Origin of the sequence: Comamonas sp. 23 (assembly GCF_049601575.1) — a bacterium.
Lineage (GTDB): Bacteria > Pseudomonadota > Gammaproteobacteria > Burkholderiales > Burkholderiaceae_C > Comamonas > Comamonas squillarum.
Genome location: NZ_CP187127.1, coordinates 2130186 through 2152627 on the forward strand (window position 1 = coordinate 2130186; position 22442 = coordinate 2152627).

The following is a 22442-nucleotide window of genomic DNA, read 5'->3' on the forward strand; positions in this document are numbered from 1 at the left end:
ATCGCGTTTTAAAAAAGAACAAGCCGTTAGTTAAACACACATACACAGGCAGTGGCAGATAATCCCATTTTGGTGCTGGCTGGCGGTAGTCAACAATACTTTGTATTTGCTGGCAGCTCTTAGCCTTTCGTGTTGATGAACCAGCAGTGTAGAGACGACCGTATAAATAGCTGCGGGTTGAAAGTATTTTCTCCTGATGGCGGCCACTGGAGCTCTCATTGTGCACCTGGCAGCCGCAACACCTATGAGGGCTGCCAAAAGGGAAGGCGCAGTCAGCCGATATTCAGGCTGCAACCGCGTGTGTCGTGAGGTTATCTGTGCAAGTCGGCTGGGGCTCAGGTGTTGCACTTCAAATTTGAGGTAGCGAGGATAGATGCCTATGAATTCATATGATTACTCCATTTAAAAATGCCATCTTCCATCAGGAATATTTCTTTGGGCTTTAGCAGGCGTTCTATAGGCTGCGCTAAATGAGCTTTATATTTTTTGAAAATATGAGAGGATTAAATGATGAAAAATCACATTAAATTTATTATCTCACCTCTTTTTATGTCGATTGGCTGTATTTGTAATCTTCCCGCTGTGGCCGCACCAGGCGTACCAGCTGATCCGTTAGTGGTATGGAGCGAGGATTTTCAAAATTTACCAACCCCGACTCTAATGTCGGATGTCACTGATTTGCTTGGCTATGCAGGCTTGAATCCTGTCAACCAGGCTTACACGGCTGACCCGCCTTGGACAAGTCCGTCGAAAATGTGCAATGGAATTTTGGCTGCATACAATCAAAATCCTAACTCAACAGTAGGAATAGCTGCCTGTACAGGTAACAAAGGCAGTTGGAACTTCTCACAGCAGCTGAGTCAAGCACTAGGGATTTTGAGAGGCCAAGACATAAATACAACTTCTCGCAACAATTATGCAGTAACTGCATTTACGACTGGAGATCCCGGTTCTGACTTAATAATTCTCAGAACAGAAGGTAATATCCCCTTGGTTGCGAGTAAACGATTTCTATTGACTTCAATAGATGCGGCTGCACTCAACTGTCAATCAGGGCGTCCATTATTGCGCTTTTCATTTGTTGATCAGGATGGTATAGAGGAGAATATTTCACCTGATGCTGTGGATGTCTGTGCTAATGGTTCTAGAGTGCCAGTGAGTGCACTAGAAAGTAATCTTGCCGGTACTGCAGTCGCCGGAATTTTAAATTCTCCCGCAGCATTTAAATTTGCTGGAAGATCAGTTGGATATATTATTCGTAATGCCCAGGGGTCTGGAAATGGCAATGATTTCGCATTCGATAATCCAAAAATTTTGGATGCCACTCCTCAACTTGACAATGCATTCGATCCGCCGTTGGTAGCGATGGGTAATTCGATCAATATAGTCTTCACGATCACGAATACCAGTGATTTGCTGGCAAAGGAAGGTTGGGTTTTCACGGATACACTCTCCCCGGGTCTCACTGTTTCAGGAGTTCCGATCACTACCTGCCCCACAGCTTCGACAGATGTTTTAGCGCCAATAGGAGCTAATTCCATCTCGATTACCAGCAGCTTGTCTAATGGGATGGCATCATGCACAATAACAGTGCCCGTGATGGCCTCTACTGCTGGCATTTATCAGAATAACGAGAATAATATTAGCCTGCACGAATTTATTAACCCCCCACTTCCAAATACATCGAATCATCTAGAAGTCACGCCCGCTGCCGACATGCAAGCAAGTTCTTCGCTGCCTGCGAATGTCATTGCTGGGCAAACAGTTGCTGGCACCATTGCTTGCCTGAATGCAGGACCCAGTGCAGCGGACTCTGCAACATGTGATATTTCTGGGCTTCCAGCGGGTGCAACGACGAGCTGTACACCCGCCGTCCCCACGGCGACGCCACTCACTGTATCCGGCGCGATCTCTTGCGACGTGAGCTTTGTAGCTCCTGCTACGGGCTCTATAACAGCAACGATCACTGCGGGCAGCGCAACTGCAGATCCACTTACCTCAAATAATGCAGTCTCCTATAACGCAGTGATCACGCCCGCTGCCGATATGCAGGCAAGTTCTTTGCTGCCTGCTAATGTCACTGCCGGGCAAACAGTTACTGGCACCATTGCTTGCCTGAATGCCGGACCCAGTGCAGCGGACTCTGCAACATGTGATATTTCTGGGCTTCCAGCAGGTGCAACGACGAGCTGTACACCCGCCGTCCCCACGGCGACGCCACTCACCGCATCCAGCGCGATCTCTTGCGACGTGAGCTTTGTAGCTCCTGCTACGGGCTCTATGACAGCAACGATCACTGCGGGCAGTGCAACTGCAGATCCACTTCCTGCCAACAATGCAGTCTCCTATAACGCAGTGATCACGCCCGCTGCCGATATGCAGGCAAGTTCTTTGCTGCCTGCGAATGTCACTGCTGGGCAAACAGTTGCTGGCACCATTGCTTGCCTGAATGCAGGACCCAGTGCAGCGGACTCTGCAACATGTGGAATTTCCGGACTTCCAGCAGGTGCAACGACGAGCTGTACACCCGCCGTCCCCACTGCGACGCCACTCACTGTATCCGGCGCAATCTCTTGCGACGTGAGCTTTGTAGCTCCTGCTACGGGCTCTATGACAGCAACGATCACTGCGGGTAGCGCAACTGCAGATCCACTTACCTCAAATAATGCAGTCTCCTATAACGCAGTGATCACGCCCGCTGCCGACATGCAGGCAAGTTCTTCGCTGCCTGCGAATGTCACTGCTGGGCAAACAGTTGCTGGCATCATGACTTGCCTGAATGCAGGACCCAGTGCAGCTGACTCTGCAACATGTGGAATTTCTGGACTTCCAGCGGGTGCAACGACTAGCTGTACACCAACCGTCCCCACTGCTACTCCACTACCTGCATCCAGCGCGATCTCTTGCAACGTGAGCTTTGTAGCTCCTGCTACGGGCTCTATGACAGCAACGATCACTGCAGGCAGCGCAACTCCAGATCCGGAATCAGCAAATAATGCCATTTCTTATGAGGCTTCAATTAATACACAACCTATTATAAAACGCGTGCCTGCATTGAATCATTGGATGATTTTTACACTTTCGTTCATCCTTGGTGTAGCTATTTTGGTTGGATTCAGGAAAAAAATGAAGTGTTGAATACTAAGTCTAAGCATATTGTCGCGCTAGGGAAACTCTGCAAGCTTCCAGTCGGCAAGTGAGGTGGTACATTGCCGTGGGCAAAGGCCTGCGTAAGAAGCTCGATGTAAGCACCCCGCTGGTATTGTTGAAAGAGAAATACGAGCAAACCAAACCCAGCATGTGAGCCAAAGTGGGATACCCGTTTCGTGTGATCAAGCAGCAGTTTAGATTTAACAAGCTGCGCTACCCGGTCATCGCCAAGAACGACAACAAGCTGCAGACGATGTTGGCGCTGGCCAATCTGTGGTTGGTGCGAAGGAAGTTGAAGGGGGTGCCGGCATGGGTGCGCCTGCAGGTGCTCCACACGGGTTAAAAGCCGTCAATGCGGTTTGAAATCTGGCGATAAAGCTGCGTCATGGCAGGCAAATCGGCATCGAGCTGACAGGCCGATCTGAATGCCGTGGTTTTGCAGACCTTCCCCAGCGGTGGATCTGCTGATCCCATGGCTTGTCAGCCGCGCCCAGCAAGCATGGCCTCAGTCACCGCCTATCAGCTCGCAAACTCGGCGCTCCACTGGGCGAGCTGGCGCGCGGTAATGCCGACGCCGCCGCAGAGAATGACCACCACGGACTGGGCTTGCTGCAGCAGGGGCGACGCGCTGTGCAGCGCCGCCACCGATGCGCCGCAGGCGGGCTCGACCAGCATGCGGTGCTCCAGCAGCACCTCTTCGCAGGCGGCTACGGCGGCAGCATCTGGTACGACCACGCTCTCGATGCGGTGCTCCCGGGTCAGCGCCAATGCGCGGTCGCAGACCTGGCGTGCGCCCAGCGAGGTGGCAATGGAGGTGATGCCGGGCAGCAAGGTGGGCGCGCCGGCTTCCATCGCCTTGGCCAATGACTCAGCGCCTGCTGTCTCGGCGGCAAGGACTGGCACGGCGCCCCAGCCATTGCGCTGCAGTCCCTCCACCACACCGCATAGCAGTCCGCCGCCGCCCACCGAACAGATCACCAGGTCCGGGCGCTCGCCTTGCCGTGCCAGCTCGTCGATCATCGTAGCGTGGCCGGTCCAGAGCAAAGGGTCATCAAAGGGGTGCAAAAAGGCATCGCTGGCCGTCATCAGCTGCTGGGCATGGGCATGGGCCTCCATCCACGATGCGCCGTGCACGATGACCTCGGCCCCTTCGGAGCGGATCAGGTCCTGGGCGCGCTGCGATGTGGAGGCAGGTACCACCACGGTCACCGGGGTCTGCAGCATGCGGCCGGCATAGGCCACGGCATACCCGGCATTGCCGCCCGATGAGGATATGAAGCGCTTGGCACCGCGCGATCGGTAGATCTCACAGGCGTGGCCGATGCCACGCGTCTTGAACGAGCCGCTGGGCTGCAAGGTCTCCAGTTTCAGGCGCACGTCTTTGCCTGTGCGCAACGACAGTGCCCGCGATGCGATAACGGGGGTTTCAATATGGATGGCCATAGTGTATTTCCTTGTGTTCTGAACGGTGCCGCCTGGCTGCCTGCCGATGAAGGTGAGCCACGCGGCCGCTGCAACTCAGCTGTTGGTGGCCAGAACTTTGCAGTCGTGCCGATCCGCGAACCGGCGATAGGCGATAACGGGCAAAGCCGCCCACAACGGCCTGGGCGCAGGCTGGCCATGGAGATGCTGGTACGCGGCGTGCAGCGGGCAAGTCATGCCACCAGGCCGCAATGGCCCAGTAGCAGGCCCTCAGTGTAGGGCGCAATCAGCGCACGCTGACCAAAAGTCCCGGAGCTTGGGCGACAAGGCGGTGATGCGGCGACCTGGTGAAAAAAGGCAGCAGGCCGCACTGCTGGCTCGGGAGGGTGGGCGCGCCACACCAGGCTGCGCTGCCGCTGGCGCCTTGCCGCTACTGCGCAGACGATGTACCCGCGCTGCATACGCGCCCACAAAAGCCAACGCCACCCGAAGGTGGCGTGCAGAGGCGGCTGTGACGCGCGAAGGACAGGCGATCAGCTGATCAGACCATTCTTTAACGCGTAGTAGGTCAGATCGCTGTTGGAGTTCAGGGTCATCTTCTCCATCAAGCGGGTGCGATAGGTACTCACGGTCTTGACGCTCAGCGACAGCTGCTCGGCCACATTGCTCGCGGTCTCGCCCTGGGCGAGTTTGAGGAAGACCTGGAACTCGCGCTCGGACAGGTGCTCATGCGGCGGGGCATCGTCCTTGCGGCCCAGCTGCTGGGCCAGCAGATTGGCAACCATCGGGGTCAGGTAGCGCTTGCCCAGCGAGATGGTGCGAATCGCCTCGACAATCTCACTCGGGTCGCACTCCTTGTTCAGGTAGCCGTTGACCCCTTGGCGGATCAGGTTGATCGCATAGTGCTCAGCCGGGTAGCCGCTCAGGATCAGGATGCCCATGTCGGGCTCCTTGGCGCGCAGCATGGTCAGCGCGTCGATACCGCTTTGGCCGGGCATGGACAGGTCCATCACCAGCACGTCCACGGATTCATTGCGCACCAGGTCAATGGCTTCACGGCCATTGGATGCTTCTCCCACGACGCGGATATCTACGAAATCCGCGAGAAATTGCTTCAGGCCGGAGCGAACGATGGCGTGGTCATCGACAAGTCCTACGTTGATCATTGGTCTTCCTTGTTAGCGGCAGCGCAGCTTTGGCTGACTGGCTCGCGGTCTTTTTTGAAACTGCGCAACCGGATCGGATAACCACAGATGACAGCACAAGCGGCCGTGATTATCAAAAAATGCAGATAATAACTATATTATTCACTGCGAGAATATCCAGAGCCGTATCGCTAAATTATAAATTTGATACCGGGTATTGACCTGCCTCAATGGTCGGGTAAATACCTTTTTCAAAAACCTCAATGGCTAGAGCCTTAGTTTAACCATGGTTTGCAAACGCGTTGTGGGTGCGTGCAAACGGACGCTGTCAGTGTAGGACTACAAGTACTGAGACCGATTTTTCAGGGCCTTGTTCTAGCATGGAAATTTTGCTGATTCAGCCAATGTGGTATATTGCAGCGGCATTAAAAGAAAATGTCCTACAAGGATAAATTCCTTGGTTCAAAACACCGTCTGCAATAGTTTTATTGCAATAATCTTTTGTTATTGGATTTGCAATGAAAATAGTCTATATCGAAGACAATGAGGAACTGCGCGAGACGATCGGCTGCCTCATGGAAGGGCCGGGCCGCAGCATCACCTGTTGCGCCAATGCGGAAGAAGCGCTGCAGCTCGACGCGCAGGCGCCGTTTGACCTGGTGGTGACCGATGTCAGCCTGCCCGGCCAATCGGGCACTGAGCTGGCCCAGTCGTTGCTCAAGCAAGCGCCGCTGCGCTGGATCGTGCTGTGCACCGGCTACGACCTGGGCCACTACCCCGCGCAGTGGGGCCCGAACGTGCGCACCTTGCTCAAGCCTTTTGAGATTGAAGAGCTCGAAGCGCTGCTCGGCCAGATCGAGGCCCAGCGCCCCAATGCCATGCTGCAGTAAGCGCTGAACCCAGGCGCTGCAATGCCAAGAAGGACGGCTGTGCCGTCCTTCTGCTTTTGGGGGATGGACGCAGCAGGCCGCCACTTTGATCCATAAAACCTATAGCGTGCGGCCGGTCGGTGGGCCTTCACAGCACCGCCTGGCGGTTCGGCGCCAGTGGCTGGCGCGGCAGCCGGATCTCAAAGCGGGTCTGGCCTTCGGCCGATTGCACCTGGATGGCGCCACCATGCGCCTGGGCAATCTGCTGGGCAATGTAGAGCCCCAGGCCCAGTCCTTCGCTTTGTCCGGGTTGGCGCTCGCCACCCCGAAACGGCTTGAACAGATCGGGCAGCAAAGCCGCGGGAATGCTTCCCCCGTTCTCGATCACCAGCAATACCTCTGCGGGCTGGCTGCCATCCAGGCGCACGCGGATCGGCGCATCAGCCGCGCCGTGCTTTAAGGCATTGCCCAGAATATTGCTCACCACCTGGGCCAAGCGCTCGCTGTCCCAGCGGCCCTGGGTGTCGCCCTGGGCCTGGTAGTGCAACTGGCGCTCTGCGCTGCACTGGCGAGCATCTTCCACCGCGGCCTCGCACAGGCGGGCCAGGTCCATGTCGGCCAGGCTCAGGCGCAGGCCGCCGGCCTGGCGGATGCGCGTCACATCGAGCAAATCGTCCACCATGCGGGCCATGCGCTGGCTGTTGCCCAGCAGGCGCTCGGCCAGCTCTTCGTTCTTGCTCGCATCGGCCTGGCGCTTGAGCAGGCTCGCCGTCATCTTGATGGTCTGCAAGGGGTTGCGCAGGTCGTGGCTCAGCACCGCCATGAACATCTCGTTGACGCGCAGCGCCTCGGTGCGCTCTTGCAATTGCTGGGCCAGCTCCTGCTTGCGGCGGTGCAGCTCAAAGAAGATGTTCACCTTGGCGCTGAGCATGTCCGGGTCGATGGGCTTGTACAGGAAATCCACCGCGCCGCTCTCATAGCCCTGGAACTGCCAGTTCTGCTCGTGCGTGCCCGCGGTCATGAAGATCAGCGGAATATGGCGCGTGCGCTCGCTGCCCCGGATCAGCGCGGCCAGGTCAAAGCCGTTCATCTCCGGCATCTGCACATCCAAGAGGGCCAGCGCCACATCGTTGTGCTGCAGCAGCAGCTCAAGCGCCTCTCGCGCCGAATGGGCTTTGAGAAACTGCACACCCTCGCGCTGGAGCAGCGCTTCGAGGGCCACCAGGTTCTGCGGGATGTCATCAACAATCAGGCATTTGATGCCGTCTATGGTCTTCATGGCGCTACAAGTCAAAAGCTAGGGCCCATGGTGTGCGACTGCATTACCATCTGCTGGGCGGGTATTTTTAAACTAATCAATGCTGGGTTTCTTCTGGTATATCTTCTCAACCACCGCCACATCTTCAAATGCCGGCGCCTGGTTGGAAAATCGCAGCGATTCTTTCATGCCCAAACCCAAAAAGCCGCGATGGCATAATGACTGCCGGAAAAGATCCAGCGCGCGGTTTTGCAAGTCGGTATCAAAGTAAATCAGTACATTGCGGCACGATATCAAATGCATCTCGGCAAATACGCTGTCGGTCGCCAGGCTGTGGTCGGCAAATACCACGTTCTTGCGCAGCTCTTTGTCCAGCACGATATGGCCGTAATGCGCGGTGTAATAATCGGCGAGCGATCGTTTGCCACCGGATTTCAAATAATTGGCGGAGAACGACTCGGCCCGCTCAATGCCAAAAATGCCTTGTTCGGCCACACGCAGCGCCTGCGAGTTGATGTCGGTCGCATAGATCAGGCTGCGCTCGAGCAGGCCTTCTTCGTGCAGCAAGATGGCCAGCGAGAACACCTCTTCGCCGGTGCTGCAGCCGGCCACCCAGATCTTGAGCGAGGGGTAGGTGCGCAACAGCGGCACCACCTCGCGGCGCAGCGCCGCAAAATAGGCTGGGTCGCGGAACATATCGCTGACCTGTACCGTCAGGTACCCCAACAGCGCGGTAAACGCCGAGGGGTCATGCATGATCCGGTCCTGCAACTGCGACAGTGTTTTGCAGCCAAAGGCGGCGAGTGCCGCCTCCAGCCCGCGTTTGATCGATCCCTGCGCATAACCGCGAAAATCATAGTGGTAACGGTAATAAATACCGTCTAGCAGCAAGCGCTGCTCAATCTCGGCAATCTCGGCCTTTTTGCGTAACGGCATGGGGCTTTATTTGGGCATCCAGACGCGCACCAGGGACAGCAGTTTCTCCACGTCCAGTGGTTTGGCGATGTAATCGTTGGCACCGGCGGCCAGGCATTTTTCCTGGTCGTCCTTCATGGCCTTGGCAGTCAGCGCAATGATGGGCAGGCGCCTCAAATGCGCGCGGCTGCGAATCTCGCGCATGGCGGTATAGCCATCCATCTCGGGCATCATGATGTCCATCAAGACCAGGTCCACCGCACTGTCCTCGCGGTCCAGCACCTCGAGCGCCTCGCGGCCATTGCGGGCAATGTCCACGGCAATGCCGGTGGGCTCCAGAATGCTGGTCAGCGCAAACACATTGCGCACATCGTCCTCCACCACCAGCACCTTGCGCCCTTCCAGCGCGGCCTCGCGGCTGCGGGCCTGGGCCAGCATCTGCTGGTGCTCGGGCGACAGGCGAGACTCCACCTGGTGCAGGAACAAGGTGACCTCATCGAGCAGGCGCTCGGGCGAGCGCGCATCCTTGATGATGATCGAGTGTGAGAAGCGGCGCAGCTGCAACTCTTCATCGCGCGACAGCGCCCGGCCCGTGTAGACGATCACCGGCGGGAAGGACACGCCGTCCTGCTCGGACATGCGCTCGAGCAGCGCAAAGCCGCTCATGTCGGGCAGGTTCAGGTCCATGATCATGCAGTCATAGGTGCCCTGGGCCAGGTACTCCAGCGCCTGGGTGGCGGTGGCGGCGCAGACCACATCGACCTCGCTGTTGCCCAGCAGGCTGTGCACGCTGTCGCGCTGGCGCTCGTCGTCTTCGACCAGCAGCACGCGGTGGATGTTCTGGGTGAACTTGGCCTCCAGCCGCTTCAAGGCCTGGGCCAGCTCCTCGCGCTGCACCGGCTTCAACGCGTAGCCCAGCGCGCCGCGCACCAGCGCCTCTTGCGAGTAATCGGCCACCGAGACGATGTGCACCGGAATATGGCGCGTGCTCGGGTTGCGCTTGAGCTGGTCCAGCACGCCCAGGCCCGAGAAGTCGGGCAGGTTGATGTCCAGCACAATCGCATTGGGCAAAAACTGCAGCGCGGCCGACAGGCCATCGGCCGCATTGCGCGCCACCTGGCAGCTAAAGCCCATCTCGCGCGCCAGCTCTTGCAGAATGTCGGCAAAACGCGGGTCGTCCTCCACCACCAGCAGATGGCGGCCCTGGATGATGGTGGGCAGGGCCAGCTCAGCCGCCGTAGCAGAGGCAGCCGTTGTTGCGCTGGGGGTGACAACGGCCGTGGCGGCATTGGCCGTGGCGACGGCCGTGTTGGACGGCATTGGCGCCATGGCGCGGGGCGCAGCAGCCGGTGCGATCGTCTTGACCGGTGCGCTCAGCGGCGGCTGCACAGCGCGTAGCGCATCGGCAGCCTTGGGCGGCACTGGCACCTCGGCGGCGGGCGCAGCCGCTGCCACCAGCGGCATATGAAAGCTGAACACGCTGCCTTGCCCCGGCGTGCTTTGCACGGTCACCTGGCCGCCCAGCAGCTGCGCCAGGTCACGGGCAATTGACAGACCCAGGCCCGTGCCGCCGTACTTGCGGTGGGTGCTGCCATCGGCCTGCTGGAATGCCTCAAAAATCAGCTGCTGCTGGTGCTCGGGGATGCCGATGCCCGTGTCCTGCACCGCAAAGCTCAAGGTGCCCGGCTGGCTTTGCGACAGCTGCAGGCTCACGCTGCCCCGGTCGGTGAACTTGATCGCGTTGGACAGCAGGTTTTTCAGAATCTGGCCCAGGCGCAGACTGTCGGTCTGCGCATAGGCAGGCACACCCGGGGCAATATGGCAGCTCAGCGCCAGCCCCTTTTGCTGGGCCAGCGGGCGCAGCGGCTCGATGAGCGACTGCATCGCGGTGCCCAGGTTCACGGGCTCGAGCACCACATTGGCCTGGCCAGCTTCAATCTTGGCCAGGTCCAGAATATCGTTGATCAGCGCCAGCAAATCATTGCCGGCCGCATAGATGGTCTGTGCGTACTTGACTTGCTCGCCGGTCAGGTTGCCCAGCTTGTTGTCGCCCAGCAGTTTGGCCAGGATCAGGGTCGAGTTCAGCGGCGTGCGCAGCTCATGGCTCATATTGGCCAAAAACTCGCTCTTGTACTGGCTGGCCACTTCGAGCTCGCGCGCCTTGTCGGTCAGCGCATCCTTGGCGCGCAGCAGCTGCTCGCGCTGGTGCTCGAGCTTTTGCGTCTGCTCTTCCAGGTATACATTGGTCTGCTCGAGCTCTGACTGCTGCTGCTCCATCTGCGCCTGCGAGCGCTGCAGCGCCTGGCTTTGCTGCTCCAGCTCCTCGTTGCTGGCGCGCATCTCCTCTTGCTGCACCAGCAGCTCTTCGGCCTGCTGGCGGGTTTCTTCCAGCAGGTTCTCCAGGCGCGATCGGTCGATGGCCGAGCGCACTGCCACCGCCAGGATGGACGATGCGCCTGCCAGCAGGTCCAGCTCCGCCTGTTGCACTGGGCGGGCAAAGCCCAGCTCGATCAAGGCATGGACCTTGCCATTCTCCACCGCAGGGGCCAGCACCAGTTCCAAAGGCTGCGACTGGCCCAGGCTCGAGGTGATCTTGAGGTGGCTCTGGTCCAGACCCCCCACCTTCAGCAGTTTGCCGCTGCGCAGCACCTGGCCGGCCAGGCCTTCTCCGGCCAGCAAGTGGGCCTGCAGTACATCGGGGGGCAGCGCGTAGCCGCCAAACAGCTGGTAGCGGTCGTCCATGCCGTGGCGGGCATAGCCAGCGCCCACGCGTGCGCCCAGGTAGCTGGCCAAAAACTCCAGCGCGCGTGCGCCCACTTCTTCGAGCCGGTGGTCGCCTTGCAGGCTCTGGTTCAGGCCTGCCAGGCCATCGGCCACCCAGGCCTGGCGCGCCTTGGTGCGGAATTCCCGCATCGACACCGCAGCGGACGCCAGCACCAGCAGCAGCATCACCACCGATCCACCCCAGGAGATGTAGGTGGAGGTGATGGCCGCCTGCTCCCAGGCGCGGCGGCGCAGATCGAGCTCGTTGTTCTGCAGCAGGTACAGGCTGCTGACCTCGTTGTTGAGGCTGTCCATCACCAGCTTGCCCTTGTCGGTGCGCACCATCGCCAGCGCCTCATCGCCCCGGCCCGCCTGCTTGAGCTCGATCGTGGTCTCCAGCTCGGCCAGCTTTTGGTGGGCCAGCGCATCAATGGCCTGCACCCGTTCCTGGCGCAGCGGCGCGCTGTTATTGCTGGCCGCCAGGCCCTTGAGCTGCGCCTCCAGTGCATCTTGCGCGCGCTGGTAGGGCTGCAGGTAGGCCGGGTCGCCGGTCAGCAAAAAGCCGCGCTGCCCCGTTTCCGCATCCTTGAGCGACGCCGAGAATTCATTGAGCTGGCGCATCGCCGCTGTCATGCGGTCAATGCTGGTGACAGCCCGGGCGCGCACATCGGCTGAGTAGACATTGACGATGGCGATAACCAGCGCAGCGATGGCTGCAGCGGCAAACCCCAGCAGCATGGGCAGCGGCAGAGGGAACAGGCTGCGCGGCTGTGAGGAAGGAGATTGGGGCATGGAGGGGGCAGAGGTGGGGTGCGGCAACTGGCGCAAAAATCAGCCACAAATTGTACTTGTACCTTTGTTAACAAATCTGTAGGCATGTTCCTACGGGCCGGCATGGCTGGCCGTGGCACGCCAGATCCATTTTCGTCCACCCTGGGCGGCCTCGCGCAAACCCCGAGGCTCACAGGTGTTACCGGTCGTTTGTGCAGCGCCGGGCGCAAAAAAAGGGCCCGCACAAGGCGGGCCCAAGGGTCGTCTTCCTGAGAAGCGCTTTTCCTCCCTCCAGAGGAATGCTGATCATAAATTAAAAGTATTAAAAAACTGGTGTGATAGCTATGTATTATGTAAGTTTTTTGTAAGTCTTGGCCGGGGGCGCGCTAGGTGGGCTGCTTCGTACGGGCTCGCCTTATGCCTGGCGGCGTTCCTCTGCCTCCATGCTTTTCAATCTGCTCCAGCCGGCAACCAAAAGGCCGGCAGCCACCCGGCGGGGTTGGCTGCCGGCCTATTGAGAGATTGACTGCGCGCCGCTGCCCGGGATGCCAGGGGGCACGCAGAATGTGCCCCTGGGGTGGGTCGCGCTCAGCGGCGGTGATCCCGTGGGTTGCGCACCGTGGGCTGTGGCCTGCAGCGAGGGCCTTGCAGCGCCATCAGCCTAGCCACGCTTTCCTGCCTCTATATAGAGAGGGCCGCCTAACGCCCCACCCATGGCCATTGCGCCCAGGCTGGCAGTTCGGGCATGCGCAGGGCCCCTGCGGGCCAGTCGCTGTCCTTGTCGCTGCCCATGTCGCGGTCAGTGCCTTGATGGGCTATCGCTGTCACTGCCATGCGCACCACCGGTGTCACCGTGCCGTCCTTGCTCCAATTGGTGCCGCCATCGAGGGTTCGCAGATAGCCAGTGGCTGCGCCCGAGAAGCCGCCCCCAAAGCGATAGGCGTTGGCGGGTCCTCGGTTGTCATACAGCTCCAGCGGGCAACCGTCCTTGCTGGCAAGCACCAATGCGTATTTTTTAAACGCCTGAAGCGGGGTGCGGGCAACGCTGCCCAGCTGCACCGCCGTGTAGGTGTTGAGGCGCGCGTCATTGGGCGCGAAGACGGCAACATCGATGGTCGTGCTGGCCAGCGCCGCACCCTGGGGCAGCTCCGTGCTGTCATCGAGCTGGTAGAGCCGCAATACCGCCACCATGGTCTGCGTGCCCCAGGCCCAAGACGCTGCACGTGGATGGGCGCGTGCTGGCATACATCTTTTAAAGCCCATCGTTGTGGTCACGACCGATGACGATGCCGCCACAGCAGATGGCCAGCGGTCACGCTCCGACCTGGGCCACCAGTTTTGCAAGGGGTGTGGCATCCACTCCGGTCGCTGCATGCCCAGCGAAAGTTCGCTGATCTGTGTCGCTACCGCCCCGGTATGGAATGCCGGGCCCATCCATTGCTGGGTATCGACGGTATGGCCTTGTTGGCGGCTGAGGGCCGTGCTGTCCATCACCACCACGGGCAGCGTCACATTCTGGGCGCTGGCAGGCGCCCCGCAGAATGCGGCGCCTAGCACGCCGGCGGCTGCGCCAGCGCAACAGGTTTTGAGGTGTTTTTTCATGCTGTTTTTAGGTGGAACCGCAGCGCCTGCCAAGCCGATGGTCACAAGGCCATGCAGGCGGGTTGGCTGCGTAGGGCGTAGCTCTGGCAATGGATATGGCGAGGGCAGCCTGTATGGCACCGTCGGGCAGCAGTCGCCTTGCCGGTCGGCAGCGCACCATGTGGCGCCTCATGCGCGGCGGCGGCATCTGTGCAGCGCTGGCAGGCTGCGGCCATCTACTGCCCATCAGCCAGCACCAAGCACTGCCGGGCAAAAAGCGCCTGGTGCCATCCGCCGGTTGCTCAGTGGGCTTGGGCAAAAGCCGTTGGTCGCCTCCGCTTACACGCACTGCGCGCCAGCCGCCAGAGCCCTGCGCCAGCAGGGCAGCGCCACCTCATGGGCGGGTGCTGCGTCAATATGGAAAGGGCTGCTTTGCGCCTGTGCCATGCCGGGCAGCCGGCCGCTAGCGCGCAAGATGTGGGCGAGGGAGGGAGGTATTGCTTTTGCATAGTGGTTATCAATTATATGTTTGAGAAAAGCTATTTGTAAAGCGAGGTAAATGGCTGAGCCAACACAGCACCAGCGTCCCCGCTCCCGCCCCCGTACACAACGGTTGGCTGCTGCCAGCGCCCGCTGTGTCCTGCGCCGTTTACAGTGTTCTGCGGTGGCGGCGCAGGCCCACAGCCGCCATCAGCGTGGCCATCACGGCCATGCCCAGCGCGCCCAGCGTGGGCACTGGCGTAGGCGCTGTGGTTGGCTTGGGGGTCTGGTCAGGGTCGGGGCCGGCTGTTTCCGCCTGCTGGTCCGACTGCAAATACCAGTGCTTGCCCACCTTGGCCAGCATGTAGCGCCATCTACCTGCCTCCATATAACCAGGTGCGGGCAGGCGGAATGTGCCGTTCGAAGCCCCAGCGACCTGCACCACCATGATCCCGTCACCCGTGGTGGCAGCCCCCGCGCCGCCCAGGTTATTGATGTGCAAGATGCTGTCGCCGCTGGTGTCGCCCCGCACCACCAGCTGCGCGCTAGGCGATGCATCGGCGCCCAATGCCGTGTGCATCTCCACCACACCGCCATGGCCGGTGTAGTTCCGCATGACGGTCAGTACACTGCGGGTGCCGCCGGCAGCCAGGGTGACCCGTCCGCCGTTGTTCAGGCTCTGCACCGTGGGGCTGTAGCTGCTGGTATCGAGCGTGCCGCCAGAGACCACGACAAAGTCGGAGGCCGGGCTCAAGCTGTTGGCCCCGCCTGCGCGCAGCACACCCGCGTTGATGCGCGTGCTGCCCTGGTAGCTGTTGTTGCCCGTCAGCACCGTGGTGCCCGAGCCGTTGACCTGCACCTGACCGGTGCCATATATATCTGGCCCGAGCTGGTACTGCCCAGAGGTATCGCTGTGGTACAGGTTCAGCACGCTCGCGTCCGCATTGCCCAGTACCAGGGTGTTCACGCTCAGTACGCCTGGGCGGGCGCTGCCTTCAATCGTCAGCGCAGCGCGGCCGGCGGCGCCTGGCGCCGGGGATGACAGCCACAGGATATCGCGCACATTGACGGCTGCGCCTTCGCCGATGGTCAAAGCGGTATCGGCCTGGCCGGCAAAGGTACCGATTTCCAAATGGGTGCCCACCCGCCATTCGGACCCCGAGCCACGCAACGACAGCGAGCCAAAGTACAAGAGGGCGTTGACCTCGCAGTCGAGCAAGCCCCCATCGCGGATCTGCACCGCCGACATGCCTTCTCCCGCGAAAAGGCATTCCTCACCCCGCAGTGTGGAGTTGGCGCCCTCGACGTCGATCAGCGCGCTGGAGCCGGGCAGTGTTGCTGATTCCAAGGTCTGCAGGCTTGACACCCTGCCGCCATTGCGCACCTGCAGCGTGGCCGACCCGGCTTGGCCCAGCAGCAGATCGCCCGCCACTGTCCAGGACGATTGCGCGCCCTCCACACGCACCGTCCCTGCGCTGCCGGCCTGCGCGCTGACCATTCCGCTGTCAGACTCCAGCTGGCCACCGGCGAGAATCGCCAGAGCGCTCGTGCCGCTGTGGCCCACTGTCACGTCGGTAGCGCGGTGGCTGGCCCCCATATCGCCCAGGGGGCTTGCATCACCGCTGAAGTGGACACTCTGGGCCTGTGCTCCTGCTGGCAGCAGGCCGCCCAAGAGCGAGGCGCCCACGAGCAGGGCGCTCAACAGCGGCGTGTGCTGGGCCGATGAGGTGTATTGCTTTTTGGTCATCATTCTCCATGGGTTGGGTTGTAAGAAGCTATCAACTAGCGAAGGCATGGAACAGGCGCTGGCGGGGTGGCTTGCGCAGTGCGGTCGCCTGTTCTGCGCGCTGCTGCCCTGCGCCGCAGGCATGGTGCCATCAGCCTCCCATGATTGATAGTTTTACACAATCAAAAAATGAAAAGGCCTGTATTTTTGGTGGTTAGGGGCCACGGCGCTGGGCAGCACCAGCACGGCATGCCTGCCCCAGAGACCTGCGAACCTTCCCCATGCCTGCGCCCAAACAAAACAGCCCCAGGTGGTGGCACCTGGGGCTGTTATCTCAGTGCTAGGGCAGGCTTAGCGCATGCGTGCTTTTACACCGTCTTGCGGCTGCGGCGCAGGCCCACAGCACCCATCAGCGCCGCCAACGCAGCCAGGCCCAAGCTGCCTAGCGTGGGCACGGGGGTAGGGGTTCCCGTTACAGGTGGGAGGGTGGTGTCACCCGCGTCCTTGATCAGCACCTGCGCGGCAGGGCCGGCGGGCGTGTAGGCGTCGGCGGTAGTAGGCGGTGCAATGGCCAGCTCCAGGCTCACATCGCCGTCACCCGCCGTGGTGTTGGGCGTGGCAGTAATCGTGCAACTGGCCTGGGTGGCATAGGCTGCAACCACTATCGGCGATGTGCAGGTCGTCGTGTAGCGCGGGTTGGCCGCCGGCAGCACCAGGTTGATGGGCAGGTCGGCCGTGGGCGCTGCTGTCAGCGTGACGGTGCAGGTGGCGACCTGGTTGGCCGTATCGCTCAGCTCGGCGGGCGTGCAAACCATGCTGGCCTCGGGGCCGCTTGCTTCTACATGCACGTCCGACTGCAGAAACCAGTTATTGCCCACTTTGGCAAGCATATAGCGGAATCCACCGGCCACCACATAGCCAGGCGCGGGCAGGCTAAAGGTGCCGTTCGATGAACCATCCACCTGCACCACCATAATGCCGTCGCCGGTGGTGGCAGCTCCCGTGCCGCCCAGGTTGGTGATGTTCAAGGTGGTGTTGCCGCTGGTGTCGCCTTGTACCACCAGTTTTTCGGTTGGCGAGCTGTCTGCGCCCAAGGCGGTGTTTATCGCAATCACACCGCCATTGCCGCTGTAGTTTTGGGTGACGGTCAGCACATTGCTGGTGCCTCCTGCCGCCATCGTTACCAATCCACCGTTATCCAGGCTTTTGAATGTGGCGCTGAAGGTATTGGTATCGAGCGTTCCGCCGCTGGTCACCAGATAATCAGAGGCCGGGCTCAGGCCGGTGGCTGTGCCTGCGCGTAGAACACCTGCATTGATATGCGTGTTGCCGCTATAGCTGTTGTTCCCGGTCAAGCTCGTTATTCCCAATGCATTGGTTTCAATGGTGCCTGGGCCGCTAATGGGTGTGGCAAACAGATAATGTCCAGAGGCATCGGTGTGGTTAAAGTTAATACGGCCTAGGCCGTTCAAGCCAAATACAATGCCTGCAGCGCTGAACGTACCTGGACTGGTTGCACCTTCGATGTTAAGCACGCCTTTGCTCAATGCTGCCGTGTTGTTGGCAACGTTGGGCAGTCGCAACTGGTTGGTCACCTCTACGGTGCTACCTTCTCCAATGGTCAATGCAGCATCGCTCATGCGACTCTGAGTCCCTATATTGAGCGATCGGCCCAATTGCCATTTTGACCCAGCGCCGCTGAGTGAAACACTGCCAAAGCCCAGGTCCGCAATGGTTCCACATTTAAAAGTGCCTCCATTGGTTATTTGCACGGTGGCCGAGACTGCAATCCCCAAATTGCATTGCCGTGTCCCTTCTAGCCTTGAGTTGGATCCGTCTACTTCAATAAAACTTGCGGAGCCTGGAGCGGTAGAGGTGAAAAGACTCCCGAATGGTGCCGTGGCACCATTGATAACCCGCAGAGAGCCTGATCCGCCATCACGGCCTACCCAAAATTGGTCGTTATACGTCCCAGTGTTGGTAAAAGATGATCCTGGGCCATCAACAATGACCGATCCCTGGCCTCCAGCGAGAAAGCCAATATAAACATAATCGCTGGCGGTAACTTTTGCGTTGTTTTTAATATGGACGATACCCGTACTTGCGGTGCCAATCAACACGCGTTTAGTATCCCATTGTGAACCGTCAGAAATGGTGACCGTACCAAATGCACCAGCACTGCGCCCAACGTCCATTCGGATGGTGGTGGTCAGTGCCGCACCGGATAACACGTCCAGGCTTCCGACCCCGGTAATGCCCACGGTCACATCTGTTCCACTGTAGCTGGCGCCCATATTGCCGGTGGGATTCGTATCACCCGTAAAGTTGATGCTCTGCGCCTGGGCAAAGGCTGTGAGCAGGCAGGCGGTGAGCAACGCATAGCGGGCGGGAGGAAGGATTTGTTTTTTCATATCAATTTTCTATTTGTAAGTTGTATGAAGCTATTGTCATAGCCAACGAAAGGAGCCGATAGCGCACAGCCAGGCACCTAGCATGGAGCGTTGGGGGAAAGGTTAAGCCCGCTTTCGGCTGCGACGCATGCCCAGCAACCCCAGCGCGGATGCCAGGGATACCAAGCCCAGGATGCCCAGGGAGGGCACGGGGGTGGGCGCGGCGGGGGGGAGCACAGGATCCACGATCACCGGAGGTACGGATTCCGGCACAACGGTCAGGCGAAAGCCGGGAGTGACCAATCCGAGCTTCTCCCAGGTGCTGCCGCTGTCGGGGGTGTGCAGATAGCCGTCGGCTGCAATCGAAAAACCACCGGCAAAGGTATAGCTGGTGTCGCTCAGGCCGTTGTAGTCCGACAGGGCCAGGGTGCCGCCGGAGGTGTTGGAGACGATCAGCGCATATTTTTTGTGAGGCTGCAGCAGCGTGCCCGCGATGCTGCCCAACTGGGCTGCGGTGTAGGTATTGGGGTTGAGGTTGGCATCATCATTGGGGACGACCACTGGCAGGCTGGCAGTGCCCAATGCTGCGCCTGTGGGCAGTTCAGTCGTGTCGTCCAGCAGGTACAACTGCACGATGGCTTGCACGGAAGGGTCGCCATTGGACAGCCCCAGCGTGATTTCTGAGATATACACGGGCTCCGCCCCGGTGGTAAAGGCCGGGCCACGCCACTCGGTGGCGCTGACGTCGTACGTGGAGTAGTAATCCCATCCGGTGCTGTCGACCACCACGATGGGGGTGGGGGAGGTTTGTGCCGAGGCCAGGGGACTCCAGGCAGCGGTGCAGGCCAACAAGGCGATAGCGGCGAGTTGTCGGCGAGGGAGGAGAGGCATTTTCATATTTCTACTCTTCAGTGAATGGGTGGGTTGCTTTCTTGCATTCAAAGGTGGTATGCAATAAAGCACGTTCCAATAGCATAAAACAAATATAAATTTATGATTCATAACAAATGTCTAAATAGACATCAGTGGCCACAGGTGTGGCGGAGGGCTTTATCCACTCAATGCGAATCAGATGCATGAATGGTGATGACCTCCTAACAGGGCGTTGGCATGCGCCTTCTGAGAGTTCACAGAATGTGTGCAAGAAATGTATGCAAGATTGATCTAACACATAGCCTAGCACAGTCAATTCATATGAACTATAAAAACTAGCCTATCAATAGGTTTTTGCCATATCCTTGGGGCTGCCTGGCCCAGGGCTTATAGCTGCCAGCAATGGCGTTATTGCGGAGGCGTTTTGCACTGCAGCAGCGCACATGCAGCGCCGCTGCGCATAGGGGCGCTGCCAGAGGGGCCAACTGGGCGTGGCTGCACGGCGAGCGGCCGTGAAAAATGGTCATGCCGCGCGACTAAGCCCACATCTGTGTGAGCCTCTCTATGTCATTGTTATGACAAAAGAAAAGGCATGTAAAAGCGGGAACGCTGGCTGGCAGCCGCATGGGTGAGACAGGGTGGCGCATGTCTGCAGCCGCTGCAGCGGCTTGGCACTGCCCCTGTCGGGTGGGGGGACGGAGCCAAGGCTATCGCCGTGCAGGGCCGATGCCAATTGCCTTGTGCCGGGCTGCACAGACGGCGCCGATGGTGGCGGTGGGCCATCACCCCATCTGTTGTCCATCTCTAGCCGAATGAACCGTTGCCCCGGCTGATCCCGTGGCGCGGTCGCGCCCCGCGCCCTGTCCATTGCGGCAAATAAGGGGCAGCGCCGGCCGGGCGCCGCCCCGGGTGCCGATTTAGACGGCGGACTTGCGGCTGCGGCGCAGGCCCACCCAGCCCACCACGGAGACCAGCGAGACCAGGCCCACGGCGCCCAGCGTGGGCACCGGGGTGGGGGCAGCCGGGGGCACCACAATCGGGTCGTCGACGGGCACCACGGTCAGTTTGATCGCAGGGGTGACCTGGTTGTTCTGGGTCCAGGTGGTCCCGCTGTCCAGCGTCTCCACATAGCCCGCAGCTGATGTCGAAAAACCGCCCGCATACGTATAAGCATTGCTAGGCCCGTCGTTATCGGACAAACCGACATAGCCGCCGGACGGGCTTGACAAAATCAAGGCGTATTTTTTGCCTGCCAGCAGCGTGGTGCTGGGGATGCTGCCCAACTGTGCCGCGGTATAGGTGTTGGCGTTGAGGTTGGCGCCGTCATTGGGCGTCACGATGGGCAACGTGGCGGTGGCCAGCGCGGCGCCGGTGGGCAATTCGCTGCTGTCATCGAGCTGGAATAGGCGCAGTTGGGCTGTGGTTGTCGGGTCCCCACTCGACAAACCGAAGGTGATCTCCGTGATCCGGGTTGGAACCGCACCGGTGGTAAAGGTCGGGCCACGCCATTCGTTCGCGCCCACGGTGTAGGCCGAGTAGAAATCAAAGCCTGTGCTGTCGATGACCACCACCGGTGGCTGGCTCTGTGCGGATGCCAACGGCCCCCAGGATGCGGCATAGGCCAAGAGCCCGATGGCTGCATAGCGGCGTAAAACATGGCGGCGGATCGTTGGCATGGAGCTTCCTTTGTAAAAAGTTAAAAAACTATCCGAGGACGAAAACAGCTTTGCTATTGCAATGCGCAGGGGGCACTAAACGCGTTGGTTATTGAATGGATGCGTTGACATTAATTAATGATTAATGACCAATGTAATTTTCAATGCCAATTCTGTGAAAAAAGAAATTAATGAATGTTTGCAATTCCATAGCGATGTTTGGTTTTCGTTTATGAGGCGTGCGCTGATCAGCCGCGGAGTTTGAACGCTGCAGCTGGCTCGGACTTGCCGGATTGGCGCTCGCAGCAAGCCACCCAGGCCTAGGCGCTGGGTCAAGCAACAGCGCACCCCGCGCAGCTATCGGCATGGATTGAGGGGCATGCCGCCCGCCGATGTTTGGCGGTGGTTGGCGGGCGAGTGGGTGCGTGCGTTAACGCCCAATTGGCAATGCTGCCAATGGCTGGCGCAACCCGTGCACAGCCACGCCCGGCCGTTGCAGTCAGGCGACAGCAGCAGGTGTTAGCAGTGACCCGCCAAGCCGCAGGGGTTTAGGTGCTGCGCACTAGCAGCGTCATTCGTGACGGACGTTAGCCCGGCGCATCCAGGCAGCCCATAAGTGCTCTGGGCCAGTGCTGTGCATTACGGTGCGGTGGGCGCGTTGCACTGCCAATTGCCGCCCATGCTTTGGCAGCGGATGCCATTGGGCCCCACCAGGTGCTGGGGGCCTGAGCGGGTGAGAAAGTGGCCCTGGTTGTCAGTACAGCCGCTGGCATTGCAGCTGATGATAAAGACCGGCTGCTGGGGGGCAGATGGCGTTGTTTCCGCACTGGCGGGCGGAGAGGAGAGCGGGCGCCGGGGCTTTTGGTCTCCATCGGGGCGCTCATCAGAATCACTGTCACGGTCGCTGCTGCTGCCGATGTCGCTGGCACGGACATTGGCGGTGGGTTTAGATGTATTGGCGGTGGCGGTCGCTGGTGGGTGCTCGCTGCGTGCGGCCTGGGGCACGGCTACCGCAGTGCCCGCCGCTGCCCATGCCGGTGCCAGGCCCAGCAGCACCATTGCCAAAGTCATCGAACCACGCATACTGTTTTCCTCTATCCCAACGTAGGGCCCATCTTTTGCTACCGACAAGCCCCGCGACTCAGCGCTGACCTGCTTTCTGTCCTTTGTCCGACGCGCGCGCGCCAGGCCAATGGATAGATTGTGAGCTATGAACCCACCTGACCCCAAACCTACCAAGCCCACCAATCCCAACACCCGCGCTGGGCGATTCGCCAACAAGCGTTTTGCCATCATCGGCGGGATTGTTTTGGTGTTTCTGCTGATCGCGATCTTTGTGCCCCATTGACGGCACGACCGCACCCCAACACCTTGAACCGGGCAGCCCATAGGGCTGCCCGTGTTGTTTGCGGCGTTTGGGGCGGGGCACGCAGCGGTGGTGCTC

At 59.9% G+C, this 22442-nt stretch carries 15 protein-coding genes; 4 read left to right on the plus strand and 11 right to left on the minus strand.

Going from position 1 to position 22442, the window contains the following annotated elements:
- Positions 1-510 precede the first annotated feature (510 nt).
- A complete protein-coding gene (locus tag ACPEE1_RS09555) occupies positions 511-3138 on the plus strand; it encodes a hypothetical protein (RefSeq protein ID WP_423936150.1) in 2628 nt (875 codons plus the stop codon).
- Between the two features lie 190 nt (positions 3139-3328).
- Positions 3329-3493, plus strand: a complete 165-nt coding sequence (locus ACPEE1_RS09560) for a hypothetical protein (protein WP_423936152.1) — start codon at positions 3329-3331, stop codon at positions 3491-3493.
- Between the two features lie 176 nt (positions 3494-3669).
- Here the strand turns inward: ACPEE1_RS09560 and ACPEE1_RS09565 are convergent, their stop codons facing one another.
- Positions 3670-4593 (minus strand): pyridoxal-phosphate dependent enzyme, encoded by a 924-nt coding sequence (locus ACPEE1_RS09565; RefSeq protein ID WP_423936154.1) that lies wholly within the window; start codon positions 4591-4593, stop codon positions 3670-3672.
- A gap of 512 nt (positions 4594-5105) precedes the next feature.
- On the minus strand, positions 5106-5738 hold the full coding sequence (locus ACPEE1_RS09570; protein WP_116924272.1) for a response regulator: 633 nt from the start codon (positions 5736-5738) through the stop codon (positions 5106-5108).
- A 497-nt stretch (positions 5739-6235) separates the two neighbouring features.
- Here ACPEE1_RS09570 and ACPEE1_RS09575 point away from each other — a divergent pair, with 497 nt between their 5' ends.
- On the plus strand, positions 6236-6607 hold the full coding sequence (locus ACPEE1_RS09575) for a response regulator (protein WP_116924271.1): 372 nt from the start codon (positions 6236-6238) through the stop codon (positions 6605-6607).
- A 127-nt stretch (positions 6608-6734) separates the two neighbouring features.
- Here ACPEE1_RS09575 and ACPEE1_RS09580 read toward each other — a convergent pair whose 3' ends face one another.
- The 9 genes from ACPEE1_RS09580 to ACPEE1_RS09620 form a co-directional block, all read right to left on the minus strand.
- The gene (locus ACPEE1_RS09580) at positions 6735-7865 is read right to left on the minus strand and encodes a hybrid sensor histidine kinase/response regulator (protein ID WP_423936157.1); all 1131 of its coding nucleotides are present in this window, start codon (positions 7863-7865) and stop codon (positions 6735-6737) included.
- A gap of 72 nt (positions 7866-7937) precedes the next feature.
- Complete coding sequence (locus tag ACPEE1_RS09585; RefSeq protein WP_423936159.1) at positions 7938-8780, minus strand: CheR family methyltransferase; 843 nt, start codon at positions 8778-8780, stop codon at positions 7938-7940.
- 6 nt (positions 8781-8786) lie between these two features.
- A complete protein-coding gene (locus ACPEE1_RS09590) occupies positions 8787-12314 on the minus strand; it encodes a response regulator (RefSeq protein ID WP_423936161.1) in 3528 nt (1175 codons plus the stop codon).
- Between the two features lie 678 nt (positions 12315-12992).
- Complete coding sequence (locus tag ACPEE1_RS09595; RefSeq protein WP_423936163.1) at positions 12993-13895, minus strand: hypothetical protein; 903 nt, start codon at positions 13893-13895, stop codon at positions 12993-12995.
- A gap of 628 nt (positions 13896-14523) precedes the next feature.
- On the minus strand, positions 14524-16101 hold the full coding sequence (locus ACPEE1_RS09600) for an IPTL-CTERM sorting domain-containing protein (RefSeq protein WP_423936165.1): 1578 nt from the start codon (positions 16099-16101) through the stop codon (positions 14524-14526).
- A 347-nt stretch (positions 16102-16448) separates the two neighbouring features.
- Positions 16449-18491 carry an IPTL-CTERM sorting domain-containing protein gene (locus tag ACPEE1_RS09605; protein ID WP_423936167.1) on the minus strand — a complete coding sequence of 681 codons (2043 nt, stop codon included), beginning with the start codon at positions 18489-18491 and terminating at the stop codon, positions 16449-16451.
- 102 nt (positions 18492-18593) lie between these two features.
- Positions 18594-19367, minus strand: a complete 774-nt coding sequence (locus ACPEE1_RS09610; protein ID WP_260719770.1) for a choice-of-anchor R domain-containing protein — start codon at positions 19365-19367, stop codon at positions 18594-18596.
- Positions 19368-20260: 893 nt separating this feature from the next.
- Positions 20261-21019, minus strand: a complete 759-nt coding sequence (locus tag ACPEE1_RS09615; RefSeq protein ID WP_260719769.1) for a hypothetical protein — start codon at positions 21017-21019, stop codon at positions 20261-20263.
- Positions 21020-21637: 618 nt separating this feature from the next.
- Positions 21638-22069: a hypothetical protein gene (locus ACPEE1_RS09620; RefSeq protein ID WP_133247983.1), complete on the minus strand. Its 432-nt coding sequence runs from the start codon at positions 22067-22069 to the stop codon at positions 21638-21640.
- A gap of 139 nt (positions 22070-22208) precedes the next feature.
- Here ACPEE1_RS09620 and ACPEE1_RS09625 point away from each other — a divergent pair, with 139 nt between their 5' ends.
- Positions 22209-22346, plus strand: coding sequence for a hypothetical protein (locus tag ACPEE1_RS09625; RefSeq protein WP_165841096.1), 138 nt, complete (start codon positions 22209-22211; stop codon positions 22344-22346).
- Positions 22347-22442 lie beyond the last annotated feature (96 nt).